The organism is Pseudomonas monachiensis, assembly GCF_047345015.1.
GTDB classification, from domain to species: domain Bacteria; phylum Pseudomonadota; class Gammaproteobacteria; order Pseudomonadales; family Pseudomonadaceae; genus Aquipseudomonas; species Aquipseudomonas monachiensis.
In genome coordinates this window covers 2,659,206-2,683,392 of the sequence record NZ_CP178857.1, presented here as the reverse complement: position 1 = coordinate 2,683,392, position 24,187 = coordinate 2,659,206, and the positions used below count along the sequence as shown (strand labels likewise).

Genomic DNA, 24,187 nt, shown 5'->3' with positions numbered 1-24,187 from the left:
GCGATGGGGCCGGAACAGTCAACAAGAAATCAGGATCAATACCGATGAACACCACCGAAAGCCTCAAGGACTACCAGCGCGTTCGCCTGCTGGCGATCCGTTCGTTGTTCGAAATCATCGAGCAATCGAGTGAGGGCACGGTGATTGTCGACCGCGATGCCAACATCGTCTGGATGAATGAGCGCTACGCCCGGCGCTTCGGCCTGCAATCGGCCGAAGTCGCGATCGGCAAGCCCTGTGAAAGCGTGATCCCCGGCAGCCTGCTGCGTGAGGTGGTGCGCACCGGCCGGCCGATTCTGCTGGACATGCAAGACACCCCCAAAGAGCCGCTGGTGGTCATGCGCCTGCCGATTCACGACGATGTCGGCGTGGTGATCGGTGCCATCGGATTCGCCCTGTTCGACGAGCTGCGCAGCCTGTCGCCAATGCTCAAGCGCTACATGAACATGCAGGAAGAACTGGCCTCCACCCGCTCGCTGCTGCGGGCGCGGCAGACCAAATACAACTTCGCCCACTTCATCGGCACCAGCGCCGCCAGCCTCGAAGTCAAACGCCGTGCCCGACGCAGTGCAAGCACCGAATCGCCGGTATTGCTGCTCGGCGAAACCGGCACCGGCAAGGAACTGCTGGCCCAGGCGATCCACAATGCTTCGCCCCGCGCGCACAAGGCGTTTGTCAGTATCAACAGCGCGGCGATTCCCGAATCGCTGCTGGAGGCCGAATTCTTCGGCACCGCTCCGGGCGCGTTTACCGGTGCCGACCGCAAGGGCCGCGCCGGCAAATTGCAGATCGCCCAGGGCGGCACGCTGTTCCTCGACGAAATCGGCGACATGCCGCTGCCCCTGCAAAGCAAACTGCTGCGGGTGTTGCAGGAAAAGGAATTCGAGCCGGTGGGCTCCAACGAAGTGATCCAGAGCGATGTGCGGGTGATCGCCGCGACCTCAACGGACCTTGAGGCCGCGATCAAACGCGGCGAATTCCGCGCCGACTTGTACTACCGGCTCAACGTGCTGCCGATCCAGGTTCCGCCCCTGCGTGACCGCCTCGATGACGTGCCGGCGCTCAGTGAAGCGATTCTCGAAGAACTGCGCAGCCAGCATGAACTTCACCATGAAGCCCTGGAACTGTTGGGCCAACACGCCTGGCCGGGGAACATCCGCGAGCTGCGCAACGTGCTGGAGCGGGCCGCGTTGCTCAGTGATGACTTGCGCCTGACGACAGCAGATATCCGTGCGGCGATTGGTACGTTCAAACCCGTTGAGCGCGTGGCGCCGTTGACCATCGAACCGCTTGCCCATGAGACCTTCAGTGCGGCGCGAGAGCGATTTGACCGGCAACTGATTGAGTCCACCCTCGCGCAATGCGGGGGCAAGGTGGTTGATGCAGCAGCACGATTGGGCCTTGGGCGGTCGACGTTGTACAAAAAGATGGTGGCGCTGGGGATCGTAGAGTCTCAATAAAGAGACATTAATCTCCATTGTTAGAAAGTCCTTCGCGAGCAAGCCCGCTCCCACAGGAGACCTTGCTCTCCTGACCAACTCGTTCAACTGTGGGAGCGGGCTTGCCCGCGAAGAGGCTAGCACTGCCAATGCAAGTCTCAGAACAGAGACAAATCTACTCGACAAGCCCGCCAACCTGAAAATATATCCTTATATTTCAACAACTTAACTATCTGGCACAAAACTCGCTATACGCCTCTCCTACCAGGCTTCACCCAACAAAAATAACAACCCAGGAGACACACCATGAGTGTGATCATTGCCTTGGCAGCCCTCGCGCTGCTGATGCTGGCTGCCTACCGTGGCTACAGCGTTATCCTCTTTGCCCCGATTGCCGCTCTCGGCGCTGTCCTGCTGACTGACCCGTCTGCCGTCGCCCCCGCTTTCACCGGGGTGTTCATGGAAAAAATGGTCGGCTTCATCAAACTGTATTTCCCGGTGTTCCTGCTCGGTGCGGTGTTCGGCAAGCTGATCGAACTGTCCGGTTTCTCGCGCTCCATCGTCGCGGCGGCCATTCGCTTGCTCGGCACCCGTCAGGCGATGCTGGTGATCGTGCTGGTCTGTGCCCTGCTGACCTACGGCGGCGTATCGTTGTTTGTGGTGGTGTTCGCGGTCTACCCGTTTGCCGCTGAAATGTTCCGCCAGAGCAACATCCCCAAGCGACTGATCCCGGCGACCATTGCCCTGGGCGCCTTCTCGTTCACCATGGACGCCCTGCCCGGTACGCCACAAATCCAGAACATCATCCCCAGCACCTTCTTCAACACCACCGCCTGGGCGGCGCCGTGGCTGGGGGTGATCGGCACGATCTTCGTGTTCTGCGCCGGCATGCTGTTTCTCCAGCGCCAGCGCAACAAGGCGCAGCGTGCCGGTGAAGGCTATGGTTCAGACCTGCGCAACGAGCCGGAAACCGCCGCCGACCTCAAGCTGCCCAACCCGTGGCTGGCGCTCTCGCCACTGCTGGCGGTGGGCATCATGAACCTGTTGTTCACCCACTGGATTCCCCAGGTGTACGGCAAGACCCACAGCCTGGCGCTACCGGGCATGGCCGCGCCGGTGACCACGGAAATCGCCAAGCTCACGGCGATCTGGGCGGTACAGGCAGCCTTGCTGGTCGGCATCCTCATGGTGCTGGTGTTTGGCTTCCAGGCGATTCGCAGCAAACTCGCCGAGGGCAGTAAAAGTGCGGTCAGCGGAGCATTGCTGGCGGCGATGAACACCGCCTCGGAATATGGTTTCGGTGCCGTGATCGCATCCTTGCCGGGCTTTCTGGTGCTGGCCGACTGGCTCAAGAGCATTCCCAACCCACTGGTCAACGAAGCGATTACCGTGACCCTGCTGGCCGGCATCACCGGTTCCGCCTCGGGCGGCATGAGCATCGCGCTGGCGGCGATGTCCGAACAGTTCATCAGCGCCGCCCATGCGGCGAACATTCCGCTGGAAGTGCTGCACCGGGTTGCCGCGATGGCCAGCGGCGGCATGGACACCTTGCCGCACAACGGCGCGGTGATCACCCTGCTGGCGGTCACCGGGCTGACCCACCGCGAGGCTTACAAAGACATTTTCTGTATTACGCTGATCAAGACCCTGGCGGTTTTCGTGGTGATCGGCACTTTCTACGCCACTGGCATTGTGTGAGGTATTCATGACGACTCTTTCGGGCAAGACCGCACTGGTCACCGGTTCCACCAGCGGCATCGGCCTGGGGATCGCCCTCAGCCTGGCCAAGGCCGGGGCCAACCTGATCCTCAACGGCTTTGGCGATGCCTCCCAAGTGATCGCCCAGGTGCAACAGTTCGGCGGCAAGGTCGGCCATCACCCCGCCGATGTCAGCGATCCGGCACAAATTGCCGACATGATCACCTACGCCGAACGTGAGTTTGGCGGCGTCGACATTCTGGTCAACAACGCAGGCATTCAACACGTGGCAGCGGTGGACGAGTTCCCGGTGGAGCGCTGGGATTCGATCATTGCCATCAACCTGTCGTCGGTGTTCCACAGCACCCGCTTGAGCCTGCCGGGCATGCGTGCCAAGGGCTGGGGTCGGGTGATCAACATTGCCTCGGTGCATGGCCTGGTCGGTTCGGTGGGCAAGTCAGCTTATGTCGCCGCCAAACACGGGGTGATCGGCCTGACCAAAGTGGTCGCGCTGGAGACCGCGACCACCCAGGTCACCTGCAACGCGATCTGCCCAGGCTGGGTATTGACGCCACTGGTGCAAAAGCAGATTGATGATCGTGCCGCCAGCGGGGTTGATCCGCAGCAGGCGCAGCATGATCTGCTCGCTGAAAAGCAGCCATCACTGGAGTTCGTGACACCGCCGCAACTGGGTGAACTGGTGTTGTTTTTGTGCAGCGAAGCCGGCAGCCAGGTACGCGGCGCGGCGTGGAATGTTGATGGTGGGTGGTTGGCGCAGTGATCATCTGCCAGACCGCGTTATCGTTCATCGCGAGCAAGCTCGCTCCCACAGGTTCTGTGGTGTCTGTGGGAGCGAGCTTGCTCGCGATCGAGTGCGCAGCACTCGCCAACAAAAAGAGGCAAACCATGTCCGACATCCTCTGGCAACCCGACGCCAAACGCATTGGCAAGACCCGCATGGAGGCCTTTCGGCGCTTCATCAATCAGCGGCATCACCTCAAGATCGACGACTACCCGGCCCTGCACCAATGGTCCATCGATCAACGGCCGGACTTCTGGCAGGCCATCGTCGATTTCTTCGACATCCGCTTCCACGAGCAGCCCGACGCCGTGCTGCTCGAAGGCCCGCAAATGCCTAGCGCCCAGTGGTTCCCCGGCGCAACACTGAACTTTGCCGAACACCTGCTGCAGCGTCGCGATGATGCGATCGCCGTGATAGCCGTCGGCGAAAACGGTCAGCGTGAACATTTGACCTGGGCTGAACTGGCCGAACAGGTCGCCGGCTTTCAGAATGGCTTGATCGCCGCCGGCGTCGTTGTGGGCGACCGGGTCGCCGCCTGCATGCCCAACACCTGGCAGACCCTGGTGGCCATGCTCGCCACCACCAGCCTTGGCGCCGTCTGGTCCTGCTCTTCGCCGGACTTCGGCACCCAAGGGGTGGTTGACCGTTTCGGCCAGATCGAACCGAAAGTGCTGGTGACCTGCGCCGGCTACCGCTATGCCGGCAAAGAGATCGACCAGACCGCCAAGGTCAACGAAATCCTCCAGCGCCTGCCGTCGCTGCAACAGTTGATCGTCGTGCCTTACGCACGTCCACACGCACACATCGAACAATTCCATACCCAGGCCAACGTGACGCTTTGGGACGATTTCTACGAACCTGGCGGCGAACCGGATTTCGTCCCGGTGCCTTTCGCCCATCCGCTGTACATCCTCTACTCCAGCGGCACCACCGGTGTACCCAAATGCATCATCCACAGCACCGGCGGCGTGTTGCTGCAACACGTCAAGGAACACGGTCTGCATGGCGATCTCGGCCCCGGTGAACGGCTGTTCTACTACACCACCTGCGGCTGGATGATGTGGAACTGGCTAGTGTCGGCGCTGGCGACAGGCAACTCCGTGGTGCTGTACGACGGCTCACCGTTCCAGCCCGAACCGCAACGCCTGATCGACCTGATCGACGACGAATGCATCAGCGTCTTCGGCACCAGCCCCAAATACCTCGCGACCCTGGAAAGCAGCGGTATCAAGCCCCGTGAAAGTCATGACCTGGGTAGCCTCAAGACATTGCTCTGCACCGGCTCGGCGCTGTCGCCGCAGAGTTACGACTACGTCTATCGCGACTTCAAGGCTGACGTGTGCCTGGCCTCGATGTCCGGCGGCACCGACATCGTCTCGTGCTTCGTCAATGGCAACCCGATGTCGCCCGTGCGTCGCGGCGAAATCATGGGCAAGAGCCTGGGCATGGCCGTCGAAGTGTGGAACGACGAAGGCCACCCGGTGATTGGTGAAAAGGGCGAACTGGTCTGCACCCGGCATTTCCCGGCGATGCCCATTGGCCTGTGGAACGACCCCGATGGCGAGAAACTGCGCCAATCCTATTTCAGCCTGTTCCCCGGCGTCTGGGCCCAGGGGGATTACGCCGAACAATTGCCCCATGGCGGGATGATGATCCACGGTCGCTCCGATGCCGTGCTCAACCCCGGTGGCGTACGCATCGGCACGGCGGAAATCTATCGTCAGGTGGAGAAAGTCCCCCAGGTACTCGACAGCGTGGCCATCGGTCAGCAGTGGCAGGACGACGTGCGAGTGGTGCTGTTCGTACGCTTGCGCGACGGGCTCGAGCTGGACGAAGCCCTGCGACAGCAGATCCGCGAGACGATTCGCACCAACACCACGCCACGCCATGTACCGGCGAAAATTGTTGCCGTGACGGACATTCCCCGGACCATCAGCGGCAAGGTCGTTGAGTTGGCGGTGCGCAATGTGGTGCATGGGCAGAAGGTGAAAAACACTGATGCACTGGCCAATCCCGAAGCGCTGGAGCAATTTCGTGACCGGCCCGAACTCAAATCTTGAAGCACCACGCAAATCCCTGTGGAATCGGTGTCTCTGAACCACTCGCGCCGACGAATCCTCCAGCTTCAACCACCTGTGCAAGAATAGACGTCAGCCAAAGCGACTCACGTGCAGGACTCTTTGATGAACGCAACACCAACCGCCAGCGATGCCCAGGCCTTGATCGCCCGAATCGACTGGGCCAGCAGCCCGCTGGGCGCTGCCAGCACTTGGCCACAAAGCCTGCGAACCGCCGTGGACATCGTCATTCACTCACCGATGCCGATGCTGTTGCTATGGGGCCCGCAACTGACGCAGATCTACAATGACGGCTTCGCCCTGCTCGCCGGGAGCAAGCATCCACACGCTTTCGGACAACCGACGCACCTGATCTGGCCAGAGTTGCAAGACTTTACCGACCCGATCTACAACGCCGTCTTGCAAGGTCAGGTGCGAACCTACAGTGAGCAGCGCTTTACCCTGCAACGCGGGGACCGGGAGTCGGACTTCTGGCTCGACCTGACCTACAGCCCGATCCGCGACGAAAGTGCCGAAGTGGCCGGGATCCTGGTCACCGCCATTGAAACCAACGAACGCCGGCGCATCGCCCTCGAACTCGAACAGCGCTCGGCGGCCAGCCTCAAGGCCCAGCGTGAAACCGAGGAACGCCTGCAACTGGCCCTTGCCGCCACCGATGCGGTCGGCACCTGGGACTGGGACATCAGCGAGGACCGTTTCATCGCCGATGCGCATTTTGCCCAGTTGCACGGCATCGACCCGGCCATGGCCAGTCAGTTGCCGATCAGTCAGTACCTGCACGGCGTACACCCCGAAGACCGTGCCCTGATCGCCCGCAGCATCAAGCATTGCATCACCCAAGGCAGCGAATACGCCGAGGAATATCGCCTGCTGCAAACCGACGGCCAGATGCGCTGGGTATTCGCCCGCGGACGCTGCTACAAGGATCACCATGGCCGGCCGATGCGTTTCCTCGGCGCGGCGCTGGACCTGACCGAGCGCAAACACACCGAACAGGCCCTGCGCCAGAGCCAGACCGAGCTGCAACTGATCATCAACGCCATGCCGATCCTGATCAGCTACGTCGACCGTGAAGAACGCTTTCGCCTGAACAATGCGGCGTACCTGGACTGGTATGGGCTGACGCCGCAAGAGCTTTACGGGCGGACCATTCTTGAAGTGATTGGCGAACAAGCCTATGCACTGCGCGCCCCGTACATCACTGAGGCACTGTCCGGCCGGCCTTGCTGCTTCAGCATCAGCACGCCGCACCGCGACGGCAGCATCCGCCAGGCCTTGATGAATTACCTGCCACGCCACGGCGCGGATGGCGCGGTGAACGGTTTCTACATCTTCGTGATCGACGAAACCGAACGCAAAAAGACCGAAGAAGCCCTGCGCAACCTCAACGAAACCCTTGAAGAACGGGTTGCCGCCCGCACCCGCCAATTGGCCGAGGCCAACGAGCGTTTGCAGAGCGAGATGTTCGAGCGCGAGCGTGCCGAAGAGGCCTTGCGCCATGCGCAGAAAATGGAAGCGGTCGGCCAGCTTACCGGCGGCATCGCCCATGACTTCAACAACATGCTCACCGGCATCATCGGCAGCCTCGACCTGATGCAACGCTACATTGCCGACGGCCGCACCAGCGAGATCGGCCGATTCACCGAAGCGGCCGTGTCCTCGGCCAACCGTGCCGCCGCCCTCACCCATCGCCTGCTGGCGTTTTCCCGACGTCAGTCGCTCAACCGCAAGCCGCTGAACCCCAACGACTTGATTCACTCGCTCGTAGACTTGTTCAGTCGTACCAAGGGCGACCACATCGAGCTCAACCTGCAACTGGCCGAGAACATCTGGCGGGTCAGCACCGATGTCAGCCAGCTGGAAAACGCCTTGCTCAACCTGGTGATCAATGCCCGGGACGCCATGCCCGATGGCGGCCAGTTGCAGATTGAAACCGCCAATGTGTACCTCGACGGCAGCGACATCACGACCCTGGAACCGGTCAAGGCCGGCGACTACGTGATGATTGCCGTCAGCGACAACGGCACCGGCATGACGCCCTCGGTGCTGGCCAAGGCATTCGACCCGTTCTTCACCACCAAGCCCATCGGCCAGGGCACCGGTCTGGGCTTGTCGATGATTTACGGTTTTGCCCAGCAAACGGGGGGCCACGTCAACCTGTTCAGCCTGCCCGGACGGGGCACCAGCGTGCGCTTGTACCTGCCGCGCCTGCATTCAACCGAACCGGAACAGGTTTTGTCGCCTGTCATCAGCGAGGCACCGGCGGCGATTGCCGGCGAAACCGTGATGCTGGTCGAGGACGATGCGGCGGTGCGCATGCTGGTGCTGGACCTGCTCAAGGAGCTCGGTTACCGCGCCCATGAAGCCGAAGATGCCAAGGGCGCCCTGCCGCTGCTGGAGTCGGACCTGCGGGTGGACCTGCTGGTGACCGACGTTGGCTTACCGGGCATGAACGGCCGCCAACTGGCGGAAATCGCCCGCCAGCATCGTCCTGAACTGAAAGTGCTGTTCATGACCGGTTACGCCGAGATCGCCGCCGAGCGCCAGGGTTTCCTCGAAGAAGGCATGGACATGGTGGCCAAGCCGTTTTCCATCGACCTGCTGGCCAACAAGATTCGCACGATGATCAGTCAACCGGACTGAGTTGAGGCATAATCGCGCGCGCCCGCTGCCACCCACATAGCCACCACCGTTGCAAGGTACCGCCAATGAAAGCTCAAGCCCGCCATATTCTGGTGAAAACCTCGGAAGAAGCCGAGCAGCTCAAACAACGTATCGCCAAGGGTGAAGCGTTCGATGTGCTGGCCAAGAAGTATTCGACCTGCCCATCGGGCAAGCGCGGCGGCGATCTCGGTGAGGTGCGGCCGGGGCAGATGGTCGGCGTGATCGATGCGGTGATCTTCAAGAAGCCCCTGCGGGTGGTGCATGGGCCGATCAAGAGCAAGTTCGGGTATCACCTGGTGCAGGTGTTTTACCGGGATTGAGTGGTTGGCTTTCGGCCCCCATCGCGAGCAAGCTCGCTCCCACAGAGGTAGTCGGTGTGGCTGCTATCTATTGCAACTCACTAATCCCTGTGGGAGCGAGCTTGCTCGCGATCCGTTGGCGCAGCCAGCGGCCATTCACCTCTTACTTCGGAATCAGCGCCCCCGGCACCTGAATCACCCGGCTCGCCAGCCGATGCCCGGCCTCGGCGGCGTCCGCAGGACTCCCGCCCTTGAGCCGCGAAGCCAGATACGCCGCGCTGAACGAATCCCCCGCCGCCGTGGTGTCCACCACCCGCTCGACCTTCTGCGCCGGCACCTCGAATGACTCACCATCACAACGAATCAGGCACGCCTGGGCACCGCGCTTGAGCACGACTTCCGGCGTACCGATCTGCGCATACGCGGCAAACACCGCGTCACAATCGGCATAACCGAACAACGCCTGTTCGTCCTCCACCGTCAGCAACGCCAGGTCGACATGTGACAGCACGCAGCGATACGCCGCTTGTGCATCCTCGACCGATGCCCACAGCCGTGGCCGGTAGTTGTTGTCGAACACGATCCGCGCATCGCGCTGGCGGGCTTCGATCAGGGTTTCCAGCAGTTTTTCCCGACCTTGCGCGCCGAGTACCGCCAGGGTGATGCCGCTGAAATACAGCACGTCGTAATCCGGCAGCGCCGCGAGGATCGGCGCGGCGGCCGGGGTGGTGAAGCAATCGCGGACGGCCGCTTCATTGCGCCAGTACAGAAAACGTCGCTCACCGGCGGCGTCAGTCTGGATGCAATACAAGCCCGGCAGGCGTCCGGGCAGGCGCTGAACCATGGTGAGGCCGATGTTTTCCGCCGCCCAGCCCTGGCACATCGCGTCGCTGAAACTGTCATCGCCCAGGGCGGTGACGTAGTCCACGCAGCCGTCCTCTGCCAGTTCCCGGGACAGGTACACCGCCGTATTCAAGGTGTCGCCGCCGAAACTTTGTTGCAGGCTGCCGTCGGCGCGATGCTGCAACTCGATCATGCATTCGCCGATCAGGGCGATGCGTGGAGTATGGGGGCCCAGGGTGTTGATGGTGTTCATACGCGGATTTCTCTTTTGTCTGGTAGAGCCTCTTCGCGAGCAAGCCCGCTCCCACATTGGATCTTCGGTGTACACAAACCCTGTAGGAGCGGGATTGCTCGTGAAAGCCGCGCCGCGGGTTTCAGTCTTAGAAACAGGTTTCCATGGTCTCGATAACGTTCAGTTGCTCATCCACCAGGCAGCCAACACGCCATTTATCGAACGTCAGGCACGGGTGCGAGGTACCAAACGAAATGATGTCGCCCACCCGCAGATCAACCCCCGGCGCCACGGTCATGAACGCATGCTGGTCCATCACCGCGGTCACTTTGCAGGCGCCCACATCATCGCCCTTGGCCGGCACGGTGCCTGCCTTGTAACGCAGCAATGGCACCGGCAAACCGGCGTCGTAGGCCACGTCGCGCTTGCCCAGGGCAATCACCGCAAACCCCGGCTCCGGCAGCGACTGCACATGCGCCCACACTTCCAGCGCCGGACGCAGGCCCTCGTGCAGGTCGCTGCGACGGTCGAGCACGCAACACTGCGCTTCCTTGTAGATGCCATGGTCATGAGCCACGTAGCTGCCGGGACGCAGTACGCTGAGGAAGCGCCCGGCGGCGTTCTGTGCTTCAAAGGACTCGGCAATCAGGTCATACCAGGCCGAACCCGATGCAGTGATGATCGGCTTGGCAATGGCGAAGGCTGCGCTGTCCTGCAATTGCACCGCCAGACGCACCAGTGACTCGGCGAAATCACGAATGCCGGTCACCGCGTGATCGCCATGGATCACGCCTTCGTAGCCTTCGATCCCGGTCAGGGCCAGCGCCGGTTGTGCGCCGATGGCCTTGGCCAGATCCAGCACTTGCTGCTCGCTGCGGCAACCGCAACGTCCACCCACCACACCGTATTCGATCATGACGTTCAGGCGCACACCACGGGAGGCGAAATAAGCGCCGAGGTCGGCGACGTTGTCCGGGTGATCGACCATGCAATAGAAGTCGAACGTCGGGTCGGCCAGCAGGTCGGCGATCAATGCCATGTTCGGCGTGCCGACCAACTGGTTGGCCATCAGCACCCGGCGTACCCCATGGGCGTAGGCCGCCCGGGTTTGCGTGGCGCTTGCCAGGGTGATACCCCAGGCACCGGCGTCCAGTTGGCGACGGAACAACGCCGGGGTCATGCTGGTTTTGCCATGGGGCGCCAGTTCCGCGCCGCTGTCGCTGACGAACGCCTGCATCCAGCGAATGTTGTGTTCCAGCGCATCGCGGTGCAGTACCAGCGCAGGCAAGCTGACGTCACGCACCAGGCTGGCGCCCTTGGGCGCGGTGCCTTTTTCCACGGCGGCAGTATTGGGGACAGAAGACATGGTCGAACTCCTCGTTCACGCGGCCGCAGGTAGCCGCTGTTATTCGTTGATGCGACGGGCCAGGCTGTTGGCGCTTGCGATCAGCACCCGGCGGTAGTCGTTGTAGTTGTTCTTGGCATCGGCCCGTGGGGCGACGATGCACAGGGTCGCGATGGCCACGCCGTCGGGGTCTTTGACCGGGGCGGCGAAGCAATGGGTAAAAGTATCGGCCACGCTATCGAAGGAAAAGAAACCATCGATACCGGCCTGACGGATTTCCTTGAGAAACTGCGCAAGTTCCAGGCGATCGCCATTGGGCAGGATGAAGTCGTCGTGGTCGATCAGGTCGACGATAGCCTGGTCGCTCAGGTGCGCCAGCAACAGGCGCCCGGATGCGGTCCAGGGGATGGGCGCGTTTTCGCCGATGTCCGAGGAAATGCGGAAATGCCGCTCCCCCTCCTTCATCAGCGCGACGGTGTACTTGCGCCCGTTGAGCAGGCACATCTGCGCCGTTTCACCGGTCTGGCTGACGATGTCCTGCAAGGCGTGATCGGCCTCGCGGGTCAGGTCGAAATGCCGCAGGTGTGCCTGCCCGAGAAAGTACAACTGGCGACCGAGGTAGACATGACCGTCCTTGCCCACCGGTTCCAGGATCCGTCGCTCCAGCAGCGAGGCCACCAGTTCGTAGACCGTGGATTTGGGGCTGCCGATGCCGTTGGCGATGTCATTCGGACGCAGGGGCTGGCCGATCTCCTTGAGGAAATCGAGGATATCGAACGCCCGGTCCAGCCCGCGTGCCCGGCGCTTGATGGTGTCTTCGGTCATTTCAGTGGTTCCCATTCATAGTCGCCCGTAGGAGCTGCCGCAGGCTGCGATCTTTTGATTCTGTCTTGGCTGCACCCATCAAAAAACGCCAGAAGATCGCAGCCTTCGGCAGCTCCTACAAGAGCAACCGCGGACTCAAGCCTTCTTCTTGTACGCAATGCAGTCAATCTCGACCTTGCAGTCGACCATCATGTTCGCCTGCACGCAGGCCCGCGCTGGTGCGTGTTCGGGCTTGAAGTACTCGGAGAAGACCTTGTTGAAACTCGTGAAATCCCGTGGATCCTCCAGCCACACGCCGGCACGCACCACGTCTTCCAGGCCGAAACCTGCCTCTTCGAGAATCGCGATCAGGTTCTTCATGGCCTGGTGAGTCTGCTCGACGATGCCACCGACAATGATCTCGCCATCCAGCGCCGGCACCTGGCCAGACACGTGCAGCCAGCCATCGGCTTCGACAGCGCGGGCGAATGGACGAGGCTGACCGCCAGCGGCGGTGCTGCCGGTGCCGTAACGAGTAATGCTCATGAGTGTTTCTCCTGACTGGAAGTGTTTATTCCGCTATACCGGAACTAGGTGTGCAACAACGGAATAGAGAGCAGAAAGTTTGCCACAGGATGTGGAGGGAATGTGAGGGAGATTGGAATTTGTTTTCAATCAGAGCAATGGGTATCAGGTTCTCAATTGGCTGCTCATGAACCCATTCGAAGCAAAACCCGCGACTCAGAGCAGCTTCATTGGACAACCGCCCATCCGGCTGCTTTATTCTATGTCCAGGAAATAACCGGTTTTAGCAGCCGCGACGTAATCGGCGTGCGCGGTCCCAGGAGGGTTGATGTCTTTTAAAGTCATGATGGTTTTCGGTACGCGTCCGGAGGCCATCAAGATGGCCCCATTGGCACGGGTTCTGCGCAATTGGCCGGGTATCACCCTGAACATCTGCTCCACGGGCCAGCACCGGGAAATGCTCAAGCAGGTCCTCGACTCGTTCGAACTGACGGTTGATGAGGACTTGCAGGTGATGACCCAGGGCCAGACCCTCAACGGTCTCTCCGAACAATTGCTGGGGCATCTCGACAAAGCCTACGAGCGGGTGCATCCGGATATCGTGCTGGTGCACGGCGATACCACCACCAGCTTCATTGCCGCCCTCGCCGCCTTCAATCGCCAGATACCCATCGGCCACGTCGAGGCGGGGTTGCGTACCGGCAACTTGCGCGCACCCTGGCCGGAGGAAGCCAACCGACACCTGACCGGCGTCATCGCCGACCTGCATTTCGCACCGACCCTCATCAACCAGGACAACCTGCTGCGCGAAGGTGTGTCCAAGGCCAACATCGAAGTCACCGGTAACACGGTGATCGACGCGCTGGTATGGATGCGCAAACACCAACAGGAAGTCCACTGGCACCCGGCCGCCGATTCGCCGCTGGCCGTGCTCGACGACAACCGGCGCATGGTGCTGATCACCGGGCATCGCCGGGAGAACTTCGGCGGCGGTTTTCGCAACATCTGCCAGGCCCTGGCCATCCTCGCCGAACGTTATCCCGACGTGCAATTCGTCTACCCGGTGCACCTCAATCCGCAGGTGCAAAAGGCGGTCTACAGCGTCCTCTCGGACAAACCCAATATCTATCTGGTGGCGCCGCAGGATTACCAGCACTTCGTCTGGCTGATGGACCGCGCTTATTTCATTCTCACCGACTCCGGCGGCATCCAGGAGGAAGCCCCGGCCATTGGCAAGCCGTTGTTGGTGCTGCGCGATGTCACGGAGCGGCCAACGGCGCTCGAAGGCGGAACGGTGGTGCTGGTGGGCACCGATACCGACCGCATCGTCAATGAGTCGAGCCTGCTGTTCGATGATGAGGCCACTTTCGAGCGCATGAGCCGGGTCCACAGCCCTTATGGCGACGGGCACGCCAGTGAACGCATCGCCAATCGACTCGGCGTATGGCTCAAACACCGTACAGCGGGTAAAGCCGTATGAGCCTGGTGTTTGTCGACCTCTTTGCCTATGTGTTGTTCGGACTCAAATACCTCGCGATTACGCTAGCCCTGCTGATGTTCCTGCTCGGGCTCGATGACCTGTTCATAGACCTGGTGTACTGGACCCGCAAACTGATCCGGCGCTGGCGGATCTATGAAAAATTCGATCGCGCCGATGAGCAACGGCTGTACTCCATCGGCGAAAAACCCCTGGCGATCATGGTGCCGGCGTGGAACGAAGTCGGTGTGGTCGGTGAAATGGCGCGCCTGGCCGCCTCGACCATCGACTACGAGAACTATCAGATTTTCGTCGGCACCTACCCCAACGACGCCGAGACCCAGGCCGACGTCGATGCAGTGTGCCGGCATTATCCCAATGTGCACAAAGTGGTGTGCGCACGCCCCGGCCCGACCAGCAAGGCCGACTGCCTGAACAACGTGATCGACGCCATCCTGCGCTTTGAAAACGACGCAAAGATCCAGTTCGCCGGCTTCATCCTGCACGATGCCGAGGACGTGATTTCGCCGATGGAGTTGCGCCTGTTCAACTACCTGCTGCCGGCCAAGGACCTGATCCAGATTCCGGTCTATCCCTACGCGCCGCAATGGAATGGCTTCACCGCCGGGCACTACGTCGACGAGTTCGCCGAAAACCATGGCAAGGACGTCATCGTGCGTGAAGCACTGACCGGGCAAGTGCCCAGCGCCGGGGTCGGCACCTGCTTCAGCCGTAAGGCCATCAGTGCCCTGCTCGAGGACGGTGACGGTATCGCTTTCGACGTGCAGAGCCTGACCGAAGACTACGACATCGGTTTCCGCCTCAAGCAAAAAGGCATGAAGTGCATCTTTGCCCGCTATTCGGTAACCGATCCGAAACTGGCACTGGAACAACCCTGGGTGTTCGGCATGGATCGCGCCTTTTCCCAGGTGATCTGCGTGCGCGAGCACTTTCCCCGGGACTTGCAGTACGCGATCCGGCAGAAGTCGCGCTGGATCGTCGGCATTGTGTTCCAGGGCACCAAGAATCTGGGCTGGAGCAGCAAAGGCCTGCTCAATTATTTTCTGTGGCGCGACCGCCGTGGCCTGATTGCGTACCTGTTGAGCTTCCTGGTGAACATACTGCTGGTGGTGTTGCTGGCGATGTGGCTGGTCACAGTAATCGCACCGAACGCCTGGCGGTTCCCCTCGATCCTCTCTGACAGCACGTTGTTGGCGGGCCTGCTCTGGCTCAATGGCTTCATGCTGCTCAATCGGCTATTCCAGCGCGGTTGGTTTGTCACCCGTTTTTACGGACTGGGCGAAGGACTGCTGTCGGCCCCCCGGATGGTGTGGAGCAATTTCGTCAATTTCTTCGCCAACCTTCGGGCCTTGCGCCAGGTGATGGAAATGGGCGATTCGCGTCGCGTCGCCTGGGACAAGACCACCCATGAGTTTCCGGCCCTGGCCGAGGCCCAGCGCACCCCGCTGGGACATCGACTGGTGGAAAAAGGCCTGCTTTCTGAAGATCAACTCGAAGCCGCGATCACCAACCCGGTGCGCCGACGCCTGGGTCAGGAGTTGCTGCTGCGCGGGCACATCGACACCACGCAACTGGTGCAGGCCCTGGCCGAGCAACTGGACCTGGAATGGGCGCCACTCAATCCGTTCAAGCTCGACAAACGCCTGATCGACGCGGTGCCGCGCAAAATCGCCACACACTACGGCGTGCTGCCGGTCGGCGAGGAAAACGAAACCCTGGTACTGGCCTCCGAAGGTCCGGTGAGCCAGGTGTCCCTGGGAGCCATCAGCCGTCAACTGAAACGCAAGGTGCGTTGCCGCCTTGCACCGCAAGGCCGGGTGACACTGGGGATCCGCTATTGGTACGCCAGCCCTCGTCAAAGCGAAGAAGTACATCAGATGCTTGAGGTGCTGGAAAAAAATCAGGACGACGAAGACCTGATCGAGCGCGTCAGCCATCACCAGGTGTTGCTGGGCAATCTGTTGCAAGTACGCGGCATGGTGCCGCCAACCCTGTTCAATCAGGCACTGATCGATTTCGATGCGGAAAAAATGTCTTTAGGTGAACACTTGATTGAACGCGGCATGATCACACAGGAAATTCTCGAACAGGCCTTGGTCGATCAGGCGAGTGAGCAGCACGCTGCCTACTGCATTGCCCGGGAGGCCGCATGAAGCCTGTCCATCGCCAGACCCTGATGGCCGGTAGCCTGTTGCTCTGCCTGACCACGCCGGCGTGGGTGCAAGCCGAACCCCTGACCGATTTCGATCAGTTCCGCAGTTACCCCTATATGGACCGCAGTTACCGCGAAGCGAAAAACGGCAACTGGAAGGAAGTCGAACGGCTGATGCGTCACCTGCTGGGTCAAGTACCAGGAAACGATGAAGCACGGGCGCTGCTGGTGCAATCGCTGGTCAAGCAGCAACGCTACGAAGACGCCGTGCAAGCGCTGCAGGATACCCCGGCCAACAGCGAAGCCCTGCTCAACCTGCGCCTGGCCTGGATCGAACAGGATCCGCCAGACAGAAAACAGGTGGAGCAATGGATCGCCTCCAGCAATATCGAGCATCGCGTGCGCCTGTGGCAGGCCTACAGTGCGAGCCTGGCCAAGCGCGGTGGCGCGGCCTCGGCCCATGACTGGCTGGCCCAACTGCCAGCCAAGGGTGATGAGCAAGCGCTGCAACAGGCCCGGGCCAACTGGTCCGAGCAGTTGCACGATTGGGATAGCACCATCAAGGAGCTGGCGCCCCTGGCCGCGAAACAACAACTCGATGCCCAAAGCTGGCAACGCCTGGCCAACGCCTACGTGCAACGCCTCGACGAGCAACCCTTGCAGCAACTGCTGCAAACGGCGCCAAGCGCGGAAGCCGCGCGCAAGACCCGACTGGCCATGGTCGACCGGGCGATTGCCATGGGCCAGGTCCAGCAGGCGCAGCGCTGGATGCAATCGCTGCCGCCCGCCGATCTTGCCGATCCGGCGCAACGCCAGCGCCTGTGGGAACTGGCGCGGCAAACCGGCGACAGCGCCACGGTACAACGCTTGAGTGGTGAGTTGCAGCGGCCGTGCCTGGAGACCGCCGACTGGCTGTCACGTCGTGATCCGCAAGCGGCGCTGACCCAGTTGAAAAGTTGCCAGCCTGATGAAAATCCGCAAGCATGGCTGGTCCTCGCCCAGCGCCTGCAAGCCACCGACCTGCTGCAAGCGACCCGTCTGCCGGAACCCTGGGACACGCAACGCCGCGAACAGCTGCTCGACGTCTGGCGGGATGAAGGCCGCAACGACAAAGTCATGGCCTACCTCGCCAGCCAGCCGCAGACCGCCGACGTGGTCAAGCGTCGCGCTGAACTGCTCCAGGCATCGGATCACGATACCGAAGCGGCGGCATTCTGGGAGCGGCACTACCAGCAGACCGGCAACCTCAACTCGCTGAATCAGGCGACCTACCTGGCGCTCAAAGCCGGCCAGCGGGAACATGCGCAACAGTTGCTCGAAAGCGCCTTCGACCGCCATGGCGGCAAGCTGCCGACGCCCCTGCTGCAACGATTGGCGGGGTTGTATGCCGCATCGACACCAACCGCGGCACAACAGCAACGCATCGTTTCGTTGCTCAACCGCGTCGACCCCGCCACTCGCGGGCAGCTGCTGGCGCAACTGGCGGAAAACGGCCAGTGTGGCGCGGTTCAACAGGCGATTGGCGATCACCCGCAAGTCGCAGGCGACTACCGCGCCCTCGGCCGCTGTGCAATGCCCGAGCGCCCCGGCGAAGCGGTGGTGTACTACCAGACCGCCGAAAAAATGGGTGACCCGAACACTCGCCTGCCACTCGCCTACGCCCTGGAAGCGTCCGGAGACTCGGCCGGTGCCCTGGCCATCTGGCGCAGCATTCCGGACGCCGAACTCAGCGACAATGCCCGCCTCACTGCCAGCCGCGGCGCCCTGAATATCGGCGACACGCAAACGGCCGAACGCTACTGGCAACTAAGCCGTACCCGTGGCGCCAATGAGTGGACGTTGGGCGCGGCGATTGCCGATGCCCGGGGCGATCACGCGCTCGCGCTGCAACGCCAGCGTTCCGCCCTGCAGCTGGTACCGGATGCCGAGCATTACTACGCGGCTTCGGTCACGGCGCAAAAGGCCGGCGACCTGCAGCAAAGTACCGAATGGCTTGCCGAAGCGGTGCGCCGCGAGCCGAACAACCCCCGTTATCGTGCCGACTACGGCGTACGCCTGGCCGGTGCCGAGACCAAGGCAGCACGCGCCAGTTCCATCCCGTACCTGCAACGCGCCACCCAGGACTTCCCGGAAGACTATCGCCTCGGCGAAACACTGGCCTGGCGTTATGACGAGGTCGAAGACAGCGCCTCGGCGCGCAAGGAACTGGAACGCGTGATCGACCTGGAGCAGAACCCGGTGGCCGCCGATGACGAGGATGGCAGCATGGAAGCGCGGCGCTATCGCCAGCGTCGTGCTCACGAAAGCCTGTCCCGTCGCGACTCAGTCACCATCGCCAGTACCTGGTCGCCGGCCGGGATATCGACCAACGACTTCGTGCGCCCTGACCAGAGCACCGGCACGCAGCGACGCTCCAGTTCGCAGAACGTCCAACTGGCCATGTGGGACCACGCATTGGGCGATGAACCCAGCCGCGCCGGCAGCACGCTGTCGGTCTATGGCCGCGTGTTGCTTGGCGGCGTGGGCCGCTCGAGCTATGCCGAATCCCTGGGCACCGGCGTCGGCCTGCGCTACAAGCCCTGGGGCACCGCCAACATCAACTTCTATGGCGAGATCTACAAACAAAGCCAGTTCGATGACCAGGACAACCATGGCCTGAGCCTCGGCCAGATGCTGGTCCCCGACAAGGTATCCGATCAGGCCGAGGATCACCGCGATGATGGCCACACCACCACCGACTACCTGCTGCGGACAACGGCGTCGTTCCTTGATCAGGGTCGATTCCGCAACGATTGGCGGGTCGATGAAAGCGATTGGGAGGAGCGCTTCCTCTACCTCGACGCGGCGTGGTGGACCAAGGCCGGCGACCATCAATGGCTGTCGCGCTTCCAGCAAGGTCACACCTGGAAACTGCCGTTCAACGGCGCACAAACGATCATGCCGTACGGTTTCCTCGAATTCGCCAGCCAGGACCCGAGCAACGACTGGCGCCAGGACCTGCGCACCGGTCTGGGCCTGCGTTGGCAATGGTGGTTCGACGATGACATATACAACGCCTATCGCGCGCACCTGACAGTACGCACCGAGTATCAACAAGCGTTGGGCGGCAATCTGTATGACGGCGGTAACGGCGTGCTGCTGGGCGTGGAGTTGAATTTCTGATGAAGCGACTTCTTTTGACTTTGTGCCTGCTGCTGGGCACCACGGCGACCCATGCCGACGAGCGGATTTTCTATCAACCACTCAATGTCGATGCCAACCTGAGCCAGGCGCAATGGCAGCGGATCTGGCAGGACAGCGCCCGCGAGGGTGTGCACACGGTGATCGTGCAGTGGACGGCCTACGGCGATTCGGACTTCGGCGGCGCCGATGGCTGGCTCGCCGGCAGCCTGAAGCAGGCCCAGGCCCAGGGCCTGAAACTGGTGCTGGGCCTGTACATGGACCCGGCCTATTACCACCGCATCAATGAGCTGGACAGTGCCGGGCTGGCAACGTACTGGCAGACGCAACTGGGGCAGTCGCTGGCCCGGCAGCAGAAGCTGCGCAAGGACTGGAAACTCCCGGTCAGCGGCTGGTATCTGCCCATGGAACTGGATGACCTGCACTTTCTAGCACTGGATCGCCGGCAAAGGTTGCAACGCCAGCTCAAGGACTTTTCCGCCAAACTCGATGCGCCATTGCACATCAGTGTGTTCAACGTCGGCAAACTCGCGCCGCAAGTAAATGGCCAATGGCTAGGAGAATTGGCGAACGCCGGAATCCAGGTGTGGTGGCAGGACGGTGCCGGCACTGGACGCTTGCCACCCTTGATTCGCAATGGCTACGCCAATGCACTGCCCTGCTCCATCGGCATTGTCAGGGAAGCCTTCCGGCAAGTCAGCGCTGCCGGGCAACCCTTCCGTGCCGAAGCGATGGCCCCGCAAACCTCTTCGCCGGGTTGCCACCCGACATCGGTTTTCTCCCTGCGCTACCGCCCCTGGGGCAAGGTGATTCTCGACAACCAGCACAACGGCAAGGTCGGCGATGTACAAAACCATTGAAGAAGAAGTGCTGAAAAAATCGGCGCCGACTGAGCTCAGGGCCGAGTTTCTCCAGCATGAATTCGAACGGCTGCACACCTTTTGCGTGCTGATCTACATCGCCAGTATCGTGGTCTGGATTGCTTACGACCTGATCCTGAGTTTCATCGGCGGGCAGCCATTCACCTGGCGTTCGCTGGTGTTTTTCGGTGTCTTCGCGACTCTCCTCATCACTCTGCTGTTCATCCGCGACGCCCGGCACTTCCAGAAACTCAACCTGCTGTTTGTGCTCACCATTGCCTTCGGCACGCGGCTGCTCATCGAAGGCCTGGGCAACGACCACCAACCGGCCTGGCTGTTGCTGGCGGCCTCGACCACTCTGTTCACGGCTTCGGTGTTGCCGCTGAGCCGCTGGTCATTCTTTGCCGCGCAATGGGTGACCTGGTGGTTTCTCAACCCCTTCTACCACACCGGTATCGAACAGTTTGAACTAGGGGGCGTGATGGCCCTCAGTTACACGACATTTATCGGCGGCCTGACCATCTACAGCTTCCTGACACTGCGCAAGGCCAAGCTCTACAACTTCATAATGTCCAAGCTGCTGCTGGACCAGGCCTACATCGACACGCTCACCGAAATCCCCAATCGCCGTTCGTTCATGACACGCGCCAACCTGCAATTGAACAACGTGCCGCGGGAAACCGACCACTACCTGGCGATGATCGACATCGACAACTTCAAGAAGGTTAACGACGTCTACGGCCACGACATTGGCGATGAGGTGCTCAAGCGCATTGCGCAGGACATCAAGTCGGTGATGGCTCACTACGAATATGCGCGATTGGGTGGCGAGGAGTTCGCGATTTACCTGGCCGGGGTTCGCCGCGAAGACGTCGAGACGCTGGCCGGTGAACTGTGTCGGGTGGTGCGCGAGCAACCCACTCGACACCCGGTGACCATCAGCATCGGCCTGGCCCGGGTACTCGACGGGGACACACTGAACCAGGCGCTGATCAAGGCCGATGCGGCCTTGTATGAGTCAAAACATACCGGGAAAGATCGGTATACTTTTCATCAATAAAGTTATCTATCCCACCCGCTGCACAGTGCGCCCTCATTGGTAACCGAGCGAGGCGCACCATCTAGAAACGATAAGTTTAAACCCTACAAACCTGATTGCCACTGTCAACTATGACAGTAGACGCTTCGGAGTATGCGAGGAAATACTGGCACGTATCTCACTTTCGACTCCAAAGGAATCAGACATGAATACGGCGAAAACTTTGTTTTTTTGCGCGACGCTGGGAATGGGTTTAACAGGTTGTAACGTTGATCCGGACGCGACTGTTTCCACGGTCAGTGAAGAGTGCAGCAGCTTGGTCAATGGAAAGTACATCGGCCAGAATGGCCCTGAAGTTTGTGTCACGACACCGCTTTCAAAAAGTGCCACCTCCATCTCGGGCACTATCGTTGGGGCCACGACTACTGGCCCGTTCATGGTAACGGCGGTAACCAGTGATGGCGCCATTTTGAAGCAGGTTTCCACGCTGGCCAACGATAACTTCACGATGTCTCAATTGAATCTTCAGAACCTGCCAGGCAAGGGTATTTCATTTTCGGTGTTTGTAAACGGTATCAGCTCACCGCCCACCAAACTGGTAGTCGGCCAGGAGCCACCGTCAAAATGTTCCCTGGGAACTCCAAACTTTCCGTTATGTGGCACTTATCCCGGCGCGATCTTTTTTCCAATCAAAACCTCCATTACCACCATTTTCTCTGTTTCACCTGGGGAATATTATACTGGGGCTACCTTGCACCCGCTTCTCGTGGGTTTAGATACAACTCGCTGGAAGACAGACCGTTACATCAGCTTTTTACAAAGCGTTCCTGATTACATAAAGCCGGGACATGAGCAGACCGTTATTGCGACTATCGATAACACTGAGTCTTTTGCCTACCCAGTCACTCAAACTGTTTTGCCCGCTCAACAGTAAAAATCCCACGAACAATGTGTTCACCGTCGGGCGCACGCAGGGCCGGTACGCCGATGCGCAATCCGGTTCCTGTGTCACGATGATCTAGTGCTTGAATGACGTCATCACCCGCTCGGCATTTTCATCGCAGCTCATGCCTTCGGGCCGGGCCTGGATGGTGTCGATCCAGCCCAGCAACTGCGCCTTGCTATGGGCCAGGTGCCGTTGCATCTCTTCGATCTGCTCGATCTTGCGGTGCAGGCCGGCCATCAACTCATCATGCTTGAACGCGCCCGTCACATTATCCGGCAGTAATTGTCTGAGTTCTTCCAGGCTGAAACCCGCTTGCTGCGCGCACTGGATGATTTGCAGGGTTTGCAGCGCCTGTTGCGAGTAACGTCGATAACCGTTGGATGAGCGCTCGACCTGGCGGATCAACCCCTGAGACTCGTAAAAACGAATTCGCGATGCGGTCAACCCGCTCAACTGCGCCAATTCACCAATCTTCATTGCGACCTCGTTTACCTGCTTGACATTAAAGTTAACTTTAAGCTTAGCCTCTGCTCATCACTACGAGGAGTCAAGCATGTCGCCCTTTCAAGCGTTGAATTTGCCCAACGGCCAGACCATCGGCAATCGCATTGCCAAAGCCGCGATGGAAGAGAACCTCGCCAATACCGAGCAAGTGCCCGATGAAGCGCTGTTTCGCCTGTATCAGGCCTGGGCCGAGGGCGAGGCCGGCTTGTTGCTGACCGGTAATGTGATGATCGACCGCCGCGCCATGACCGGCCCCGGTGGTGTAGCACTGGAAGACGAGCGCCACCTGGAGCGCTTCCGCCAGTGGGCTAGCGTCGGCCGGGCCGGCGGTGCGCACTTCTGGGTGCAGCTCAACCACCCTGGCCGCCAGACCATGGCCAACCTCGGCCAGCAAGCCCTGGCACCGTCGGCGGTTGCGCTGGATCTGGGCCAATTCTCGAAGATGTTCGCCGAACCCAAGCCCATGACCGAGGACGACATCCAAGAGGTGATCCGACGCTTCGCCAGCAGCGCCGCACTGGCCGAGAAAGCCGGTTTTACCGGTGTGCAGATCCACGCCGCCCACGGCTACCTGCTCAGCCAGTTCCTTTCGCCGCTCACCAATCGGCGCACCGATCAGTGGGGTGGCTCCCTGGAAAACCGTGCGCGCCTGCTGTTGTCCGTTGTCGAGGCAGTTCGCCAGGCGGTGTCGCCGCAATTTTGCGTGTCGGTAAAACTCAATTCGGCGGATTTCCAGCGCGGTGGTTTCGATGCCGAGGATGCGCGGCAAGTGATCCAGTGGCTGAACGAACAAGCGATCGACCTGCTGGAACTCTCCGGCGGCAGTTACGAGGCACCGGCCATGCAAGGCGAAGCGCGCGACGGCCGGACCCTGGCACGGGAGGCGTACTTTCTGGAAATGGCCGGTGAACTGGCCAGCGTGGCGCGCATGCCCGTGATGGTGACTGGCGGGATCCGCCGTTTGGCGATCGTCGAACACGTGCTCGACAGCGGCCTTGCCATGGCCGGCATCGGCACCGCGCTGGCCGTTGAGCCGCACTTGGTCAAGCACTGGCGCGAAGGCCAGGACAGCCATCCGCAACTGCCGCCAATCCGCTGGAAGCGCAAGCCCCTGGTGGCGCTGGCGAGCATGGCGGTGGTCAAGTTCCAGCTGCATCGCTTGAGCCGTGGGCGCAAAACCCGACCTGAAGTCTCGGCGCTATGGGCGTTGATTCTCGACCGGTTATACATTGGCAAGCGCACCCGGCAGTATCGGCAGGCGATGGGTAAGTGATCCGAA

Annotated in this window: 18 protein-coding genes; 13 read left to right on the top strand and 5 right to left on the bottom strand. The window is 61.0% G+C overall.

Translation table 11 applies throughout. From position 1 onward, the window contains the following. The first annotated feature begins 44 nt into the window (after positions 1-44). From ACMDB8_RS12050 to ACMDB8_RS12025, 6 genes are all read left to right on the top strand, one after another. Entirely contained in the window at positions 45-1,460 is a 1,416-nt protein-coding gene (locus tag ACMDB8_RS12050; protein WP_056724434.1) for a sigma-54 interaction domain-containing protein, read from the top strand. A gap of 285 nt (positions 1,461-1,745) precedes the next feature. Then, positions 1,746-3,137, top strand: coding sequence for a GntP family permease (locus tag ACMDB8_RS12045; protein ID WP_007974692.1), 1,392 nt, complete (start codon positions 1,746-1,748; stop codon positions 3,135-3,137). Positions 3,138-3,144: 7 nt separating this feature from the next. After that, positions 3,145-3,918: a 3-hydroxybutyrate dehydrogenase gene (locus tag ACMDB8_RS12040; protein ID WP_056724432.1), complete on the top strand. Its 774-nt coding sequence runs from the start codon at positions 3,145-3,147 to the stop codon at positions 3,916-3,918. Between the two features lie 125 nt (positions 3,919-4,043). Continuing rightward, on the top strand, positions 4,044-5,999 hold the full coding sequence (locus tag ACMDB8_RS12035; RefSeq protein ID WP_056724430.1) for an acetoacetate--CoA ligase: 1,956 nt from the start codon (positions 4,044-4,046) through the stop codon (positions 5,997-5,999). 123 nt (positions 6,000-6,122) lie between these two features. Beyond that, the gene (locus tag ACMDB8_RS12030) at positions 6,123-8,660 is read left to right on the top strand and encodes a PAS domain-containing hybrid sensor histidine kinase/response regulator (RefSeq protein WP_056724427.1); all 2,538 of its coding nucleotides are present in this window, start codon (positions 6,123-6,125) and stop codon (positions 8,658-8,660) included. 65 nt (positions 8,661-8,725) lie between these two features. After that, complete coding sequence (locus ACMDB8_RS12025) at positions 8,726-9,001, top strand: peptidylprolyl isomerase (RefSeq protein WP_007898282.1); 276 nt, start codon at positions 8,726-8,728, stop codon at positions 8,999-9,001. A 142-nt stretch (positions 9,002-9,143) separates the two neighbouring features. On the opposite strand, the gene ACMDB8_RS12020 is transcribed toward ACMDB8_RS12025, so the two are convergent. The 4 genes from ACMDB8_RS12020 to ACMDB8_RS12005 form a co-directional block, all read right to left on the bottom strand. Then, the gene (locus ACMDB8_RS12020; RefSeq protein ID WP_056724425.1) at positions 9,144-10,076 is read right to left on the bottom strand and encodes a sugar kinase; all 933 of its coding nucleotides are present in this window, start codon (positions 10,074-10,076) and stop codon (positions 9,144-9,146) included. Positions 10,077-10,203: 127 nt separating this feature from the next. Further along, positions 10,204-11,421, bottom strand: coding sequence for an amino acid deaminase (locus tag ACMDB8_RS12015; protein ID WP_056724423.1), 1,218 nt, complete (start codon positions 11,419-11,421; stop codon positions 10,204-10,206). Between the two features lie 39 nt (positions 11,422-11,460). After that, on the bottom strand, positions 11,461-12,225 hold the full coding sequence (locus ACMDB8_RS12010; RefSeq protein WP_056724421.1) for an IclR family transcriptional regulator: 765 nt from the start codon (positions 12,223-12,225) through the stop codon (positions 11,461-11,463). Positions 12,226-12,360: 135 nt separating this feature from the next. After that, entirely contained in the window at positions 12,361-12,750 is a 390-nt protein-coding gene (locus ACMDB8_RS12005) for a RidA family protein (RefSeq protein ID WP_056724419.1), read from the bottom strand. A gap of 307 nt (positions 12,751-13,057) precedes the next feature. Here ACMDB8_RS12005 and wecB point away from each other — a divergent pair, with 307 nt between their 5' ends. The 6 genes from wecB (at position 13,058) to ACMDB8_RS11975 (ending at position 22,392) form a co-directional block, all read left to right on the top strand. After that, complete coding sequence (gene wecB, locus ACMDB8_RS12000; RefSeq protein WP_056724417.1) at positions 13,058-14,209, top strand: non-hydrolyzing UDP-N-acetylglucosamine 2-epimerase; 1,152 nt, start codon at positions 13,058-13,060, stop codon at positions 14,207-14,209. Next, entirely contained in the window at positions 14,206-16,380 is a 2,175-nt protein-coding gene (gene nrfB, locus ACMDB8_RS11995; protein ID WP_223542766.1) for a cyclic di-3',5'-guanylate-activated glycosyltransferase NrfB, read from the top strand. Before wecB ends, nrfB begins: the two co-directional genes overlap by 4 nt. Continuing rightward, positions 16,377-19,541, top strand: coding sequence for an NfrA family protein (locus ACMDB8_RS11990; RefSeq protein ID WP_409078969.1), 3,165 nt, complete (start codon positions 16,377-16,379; stop codon positions 19,539-19,541). The genes nrfB and ACMDB8_RS11990 overlap by 4 nt, the downstream gene beginning before the upstream one ends. Continuing rightward, the gene (locus tag ACMDB8_RS11985) at positions 19,541-20,419 is read left to right on the top strand and encodes a DUF4434 family protein (protein ID WP_223542768.1); all 879 of its coding nucleotides are present in this window, start codon (positions 19,541-19,543) and stop codon (positions 20,417-20,419) included. The genes ACMDB8_RS11990 and ACMDB8_RS11985 overlap by 1 nt, the downstream gene beginning before the upstream one ends. Next, complete coding sequence (locus ACMDB8_RS11980; RefSeq protein ID WP_409078970.1) at positions 20,403-21,479, top strand: GGDEF domain-containing protein; 1,077 nt, start codon at positions 20,403-20,405, stop codon at positions 21,477-21,479. Before ACMDB8_RS11985 ends, ACMDB8_RS11980 begins: the two co-directional genes overlap by 17 nt. Positions 21,480-21,663: 184 nt before the next feature. Further along, positions 21,664-22,392 (top strand): hypothetical protein, encoded by a 729-nt coding sequence (locus ACMDB8_RS11975; RefSeq protein ID WP_409078971.1) that lies wholly within the window; start codon positions 21,664-21,666, stop codon positions 22,390-22,392. Between the two features lie 84 nt (positions 22,393-22,476). Here ACMDB8_RS11975 and ACMDB8_RS11970 read toward each other — a convergent pair whose 3' ends face one another. Beyond that, complete coding sequence (locus ACMDB8_RS11970; protein ID WP_223542771.1) at positions 22,477-22,881, bottom strand: MerR family transcriptional regulator; 405 nt, start codon at positions 22,879-22,881, stop codon at positions 22,477-22,479. A gap of 76 nt (positions 22,882-22,957) precedes the next feature. On the opposite strand from ACMDB8_RS11970, the gene ACMDB8_RS11965 reads away from it, so the two are divergent. Continuing rightward, positions 22,958-24,181: an NADH:flavin oxidoreductase/NADH oxidase family protein gene (locus tag ACMDB8_RS11965; RefSeq protein WP_223542772.1), complete on the top strand. Its 1,224-nt coding sequence runs from the start codon at positions 22,958-22,960 to the stop codon at positions 24,179-24,181. The last annotated feature ends 6 nt before the right edge of the window (positions 24,182-24,187 follow it).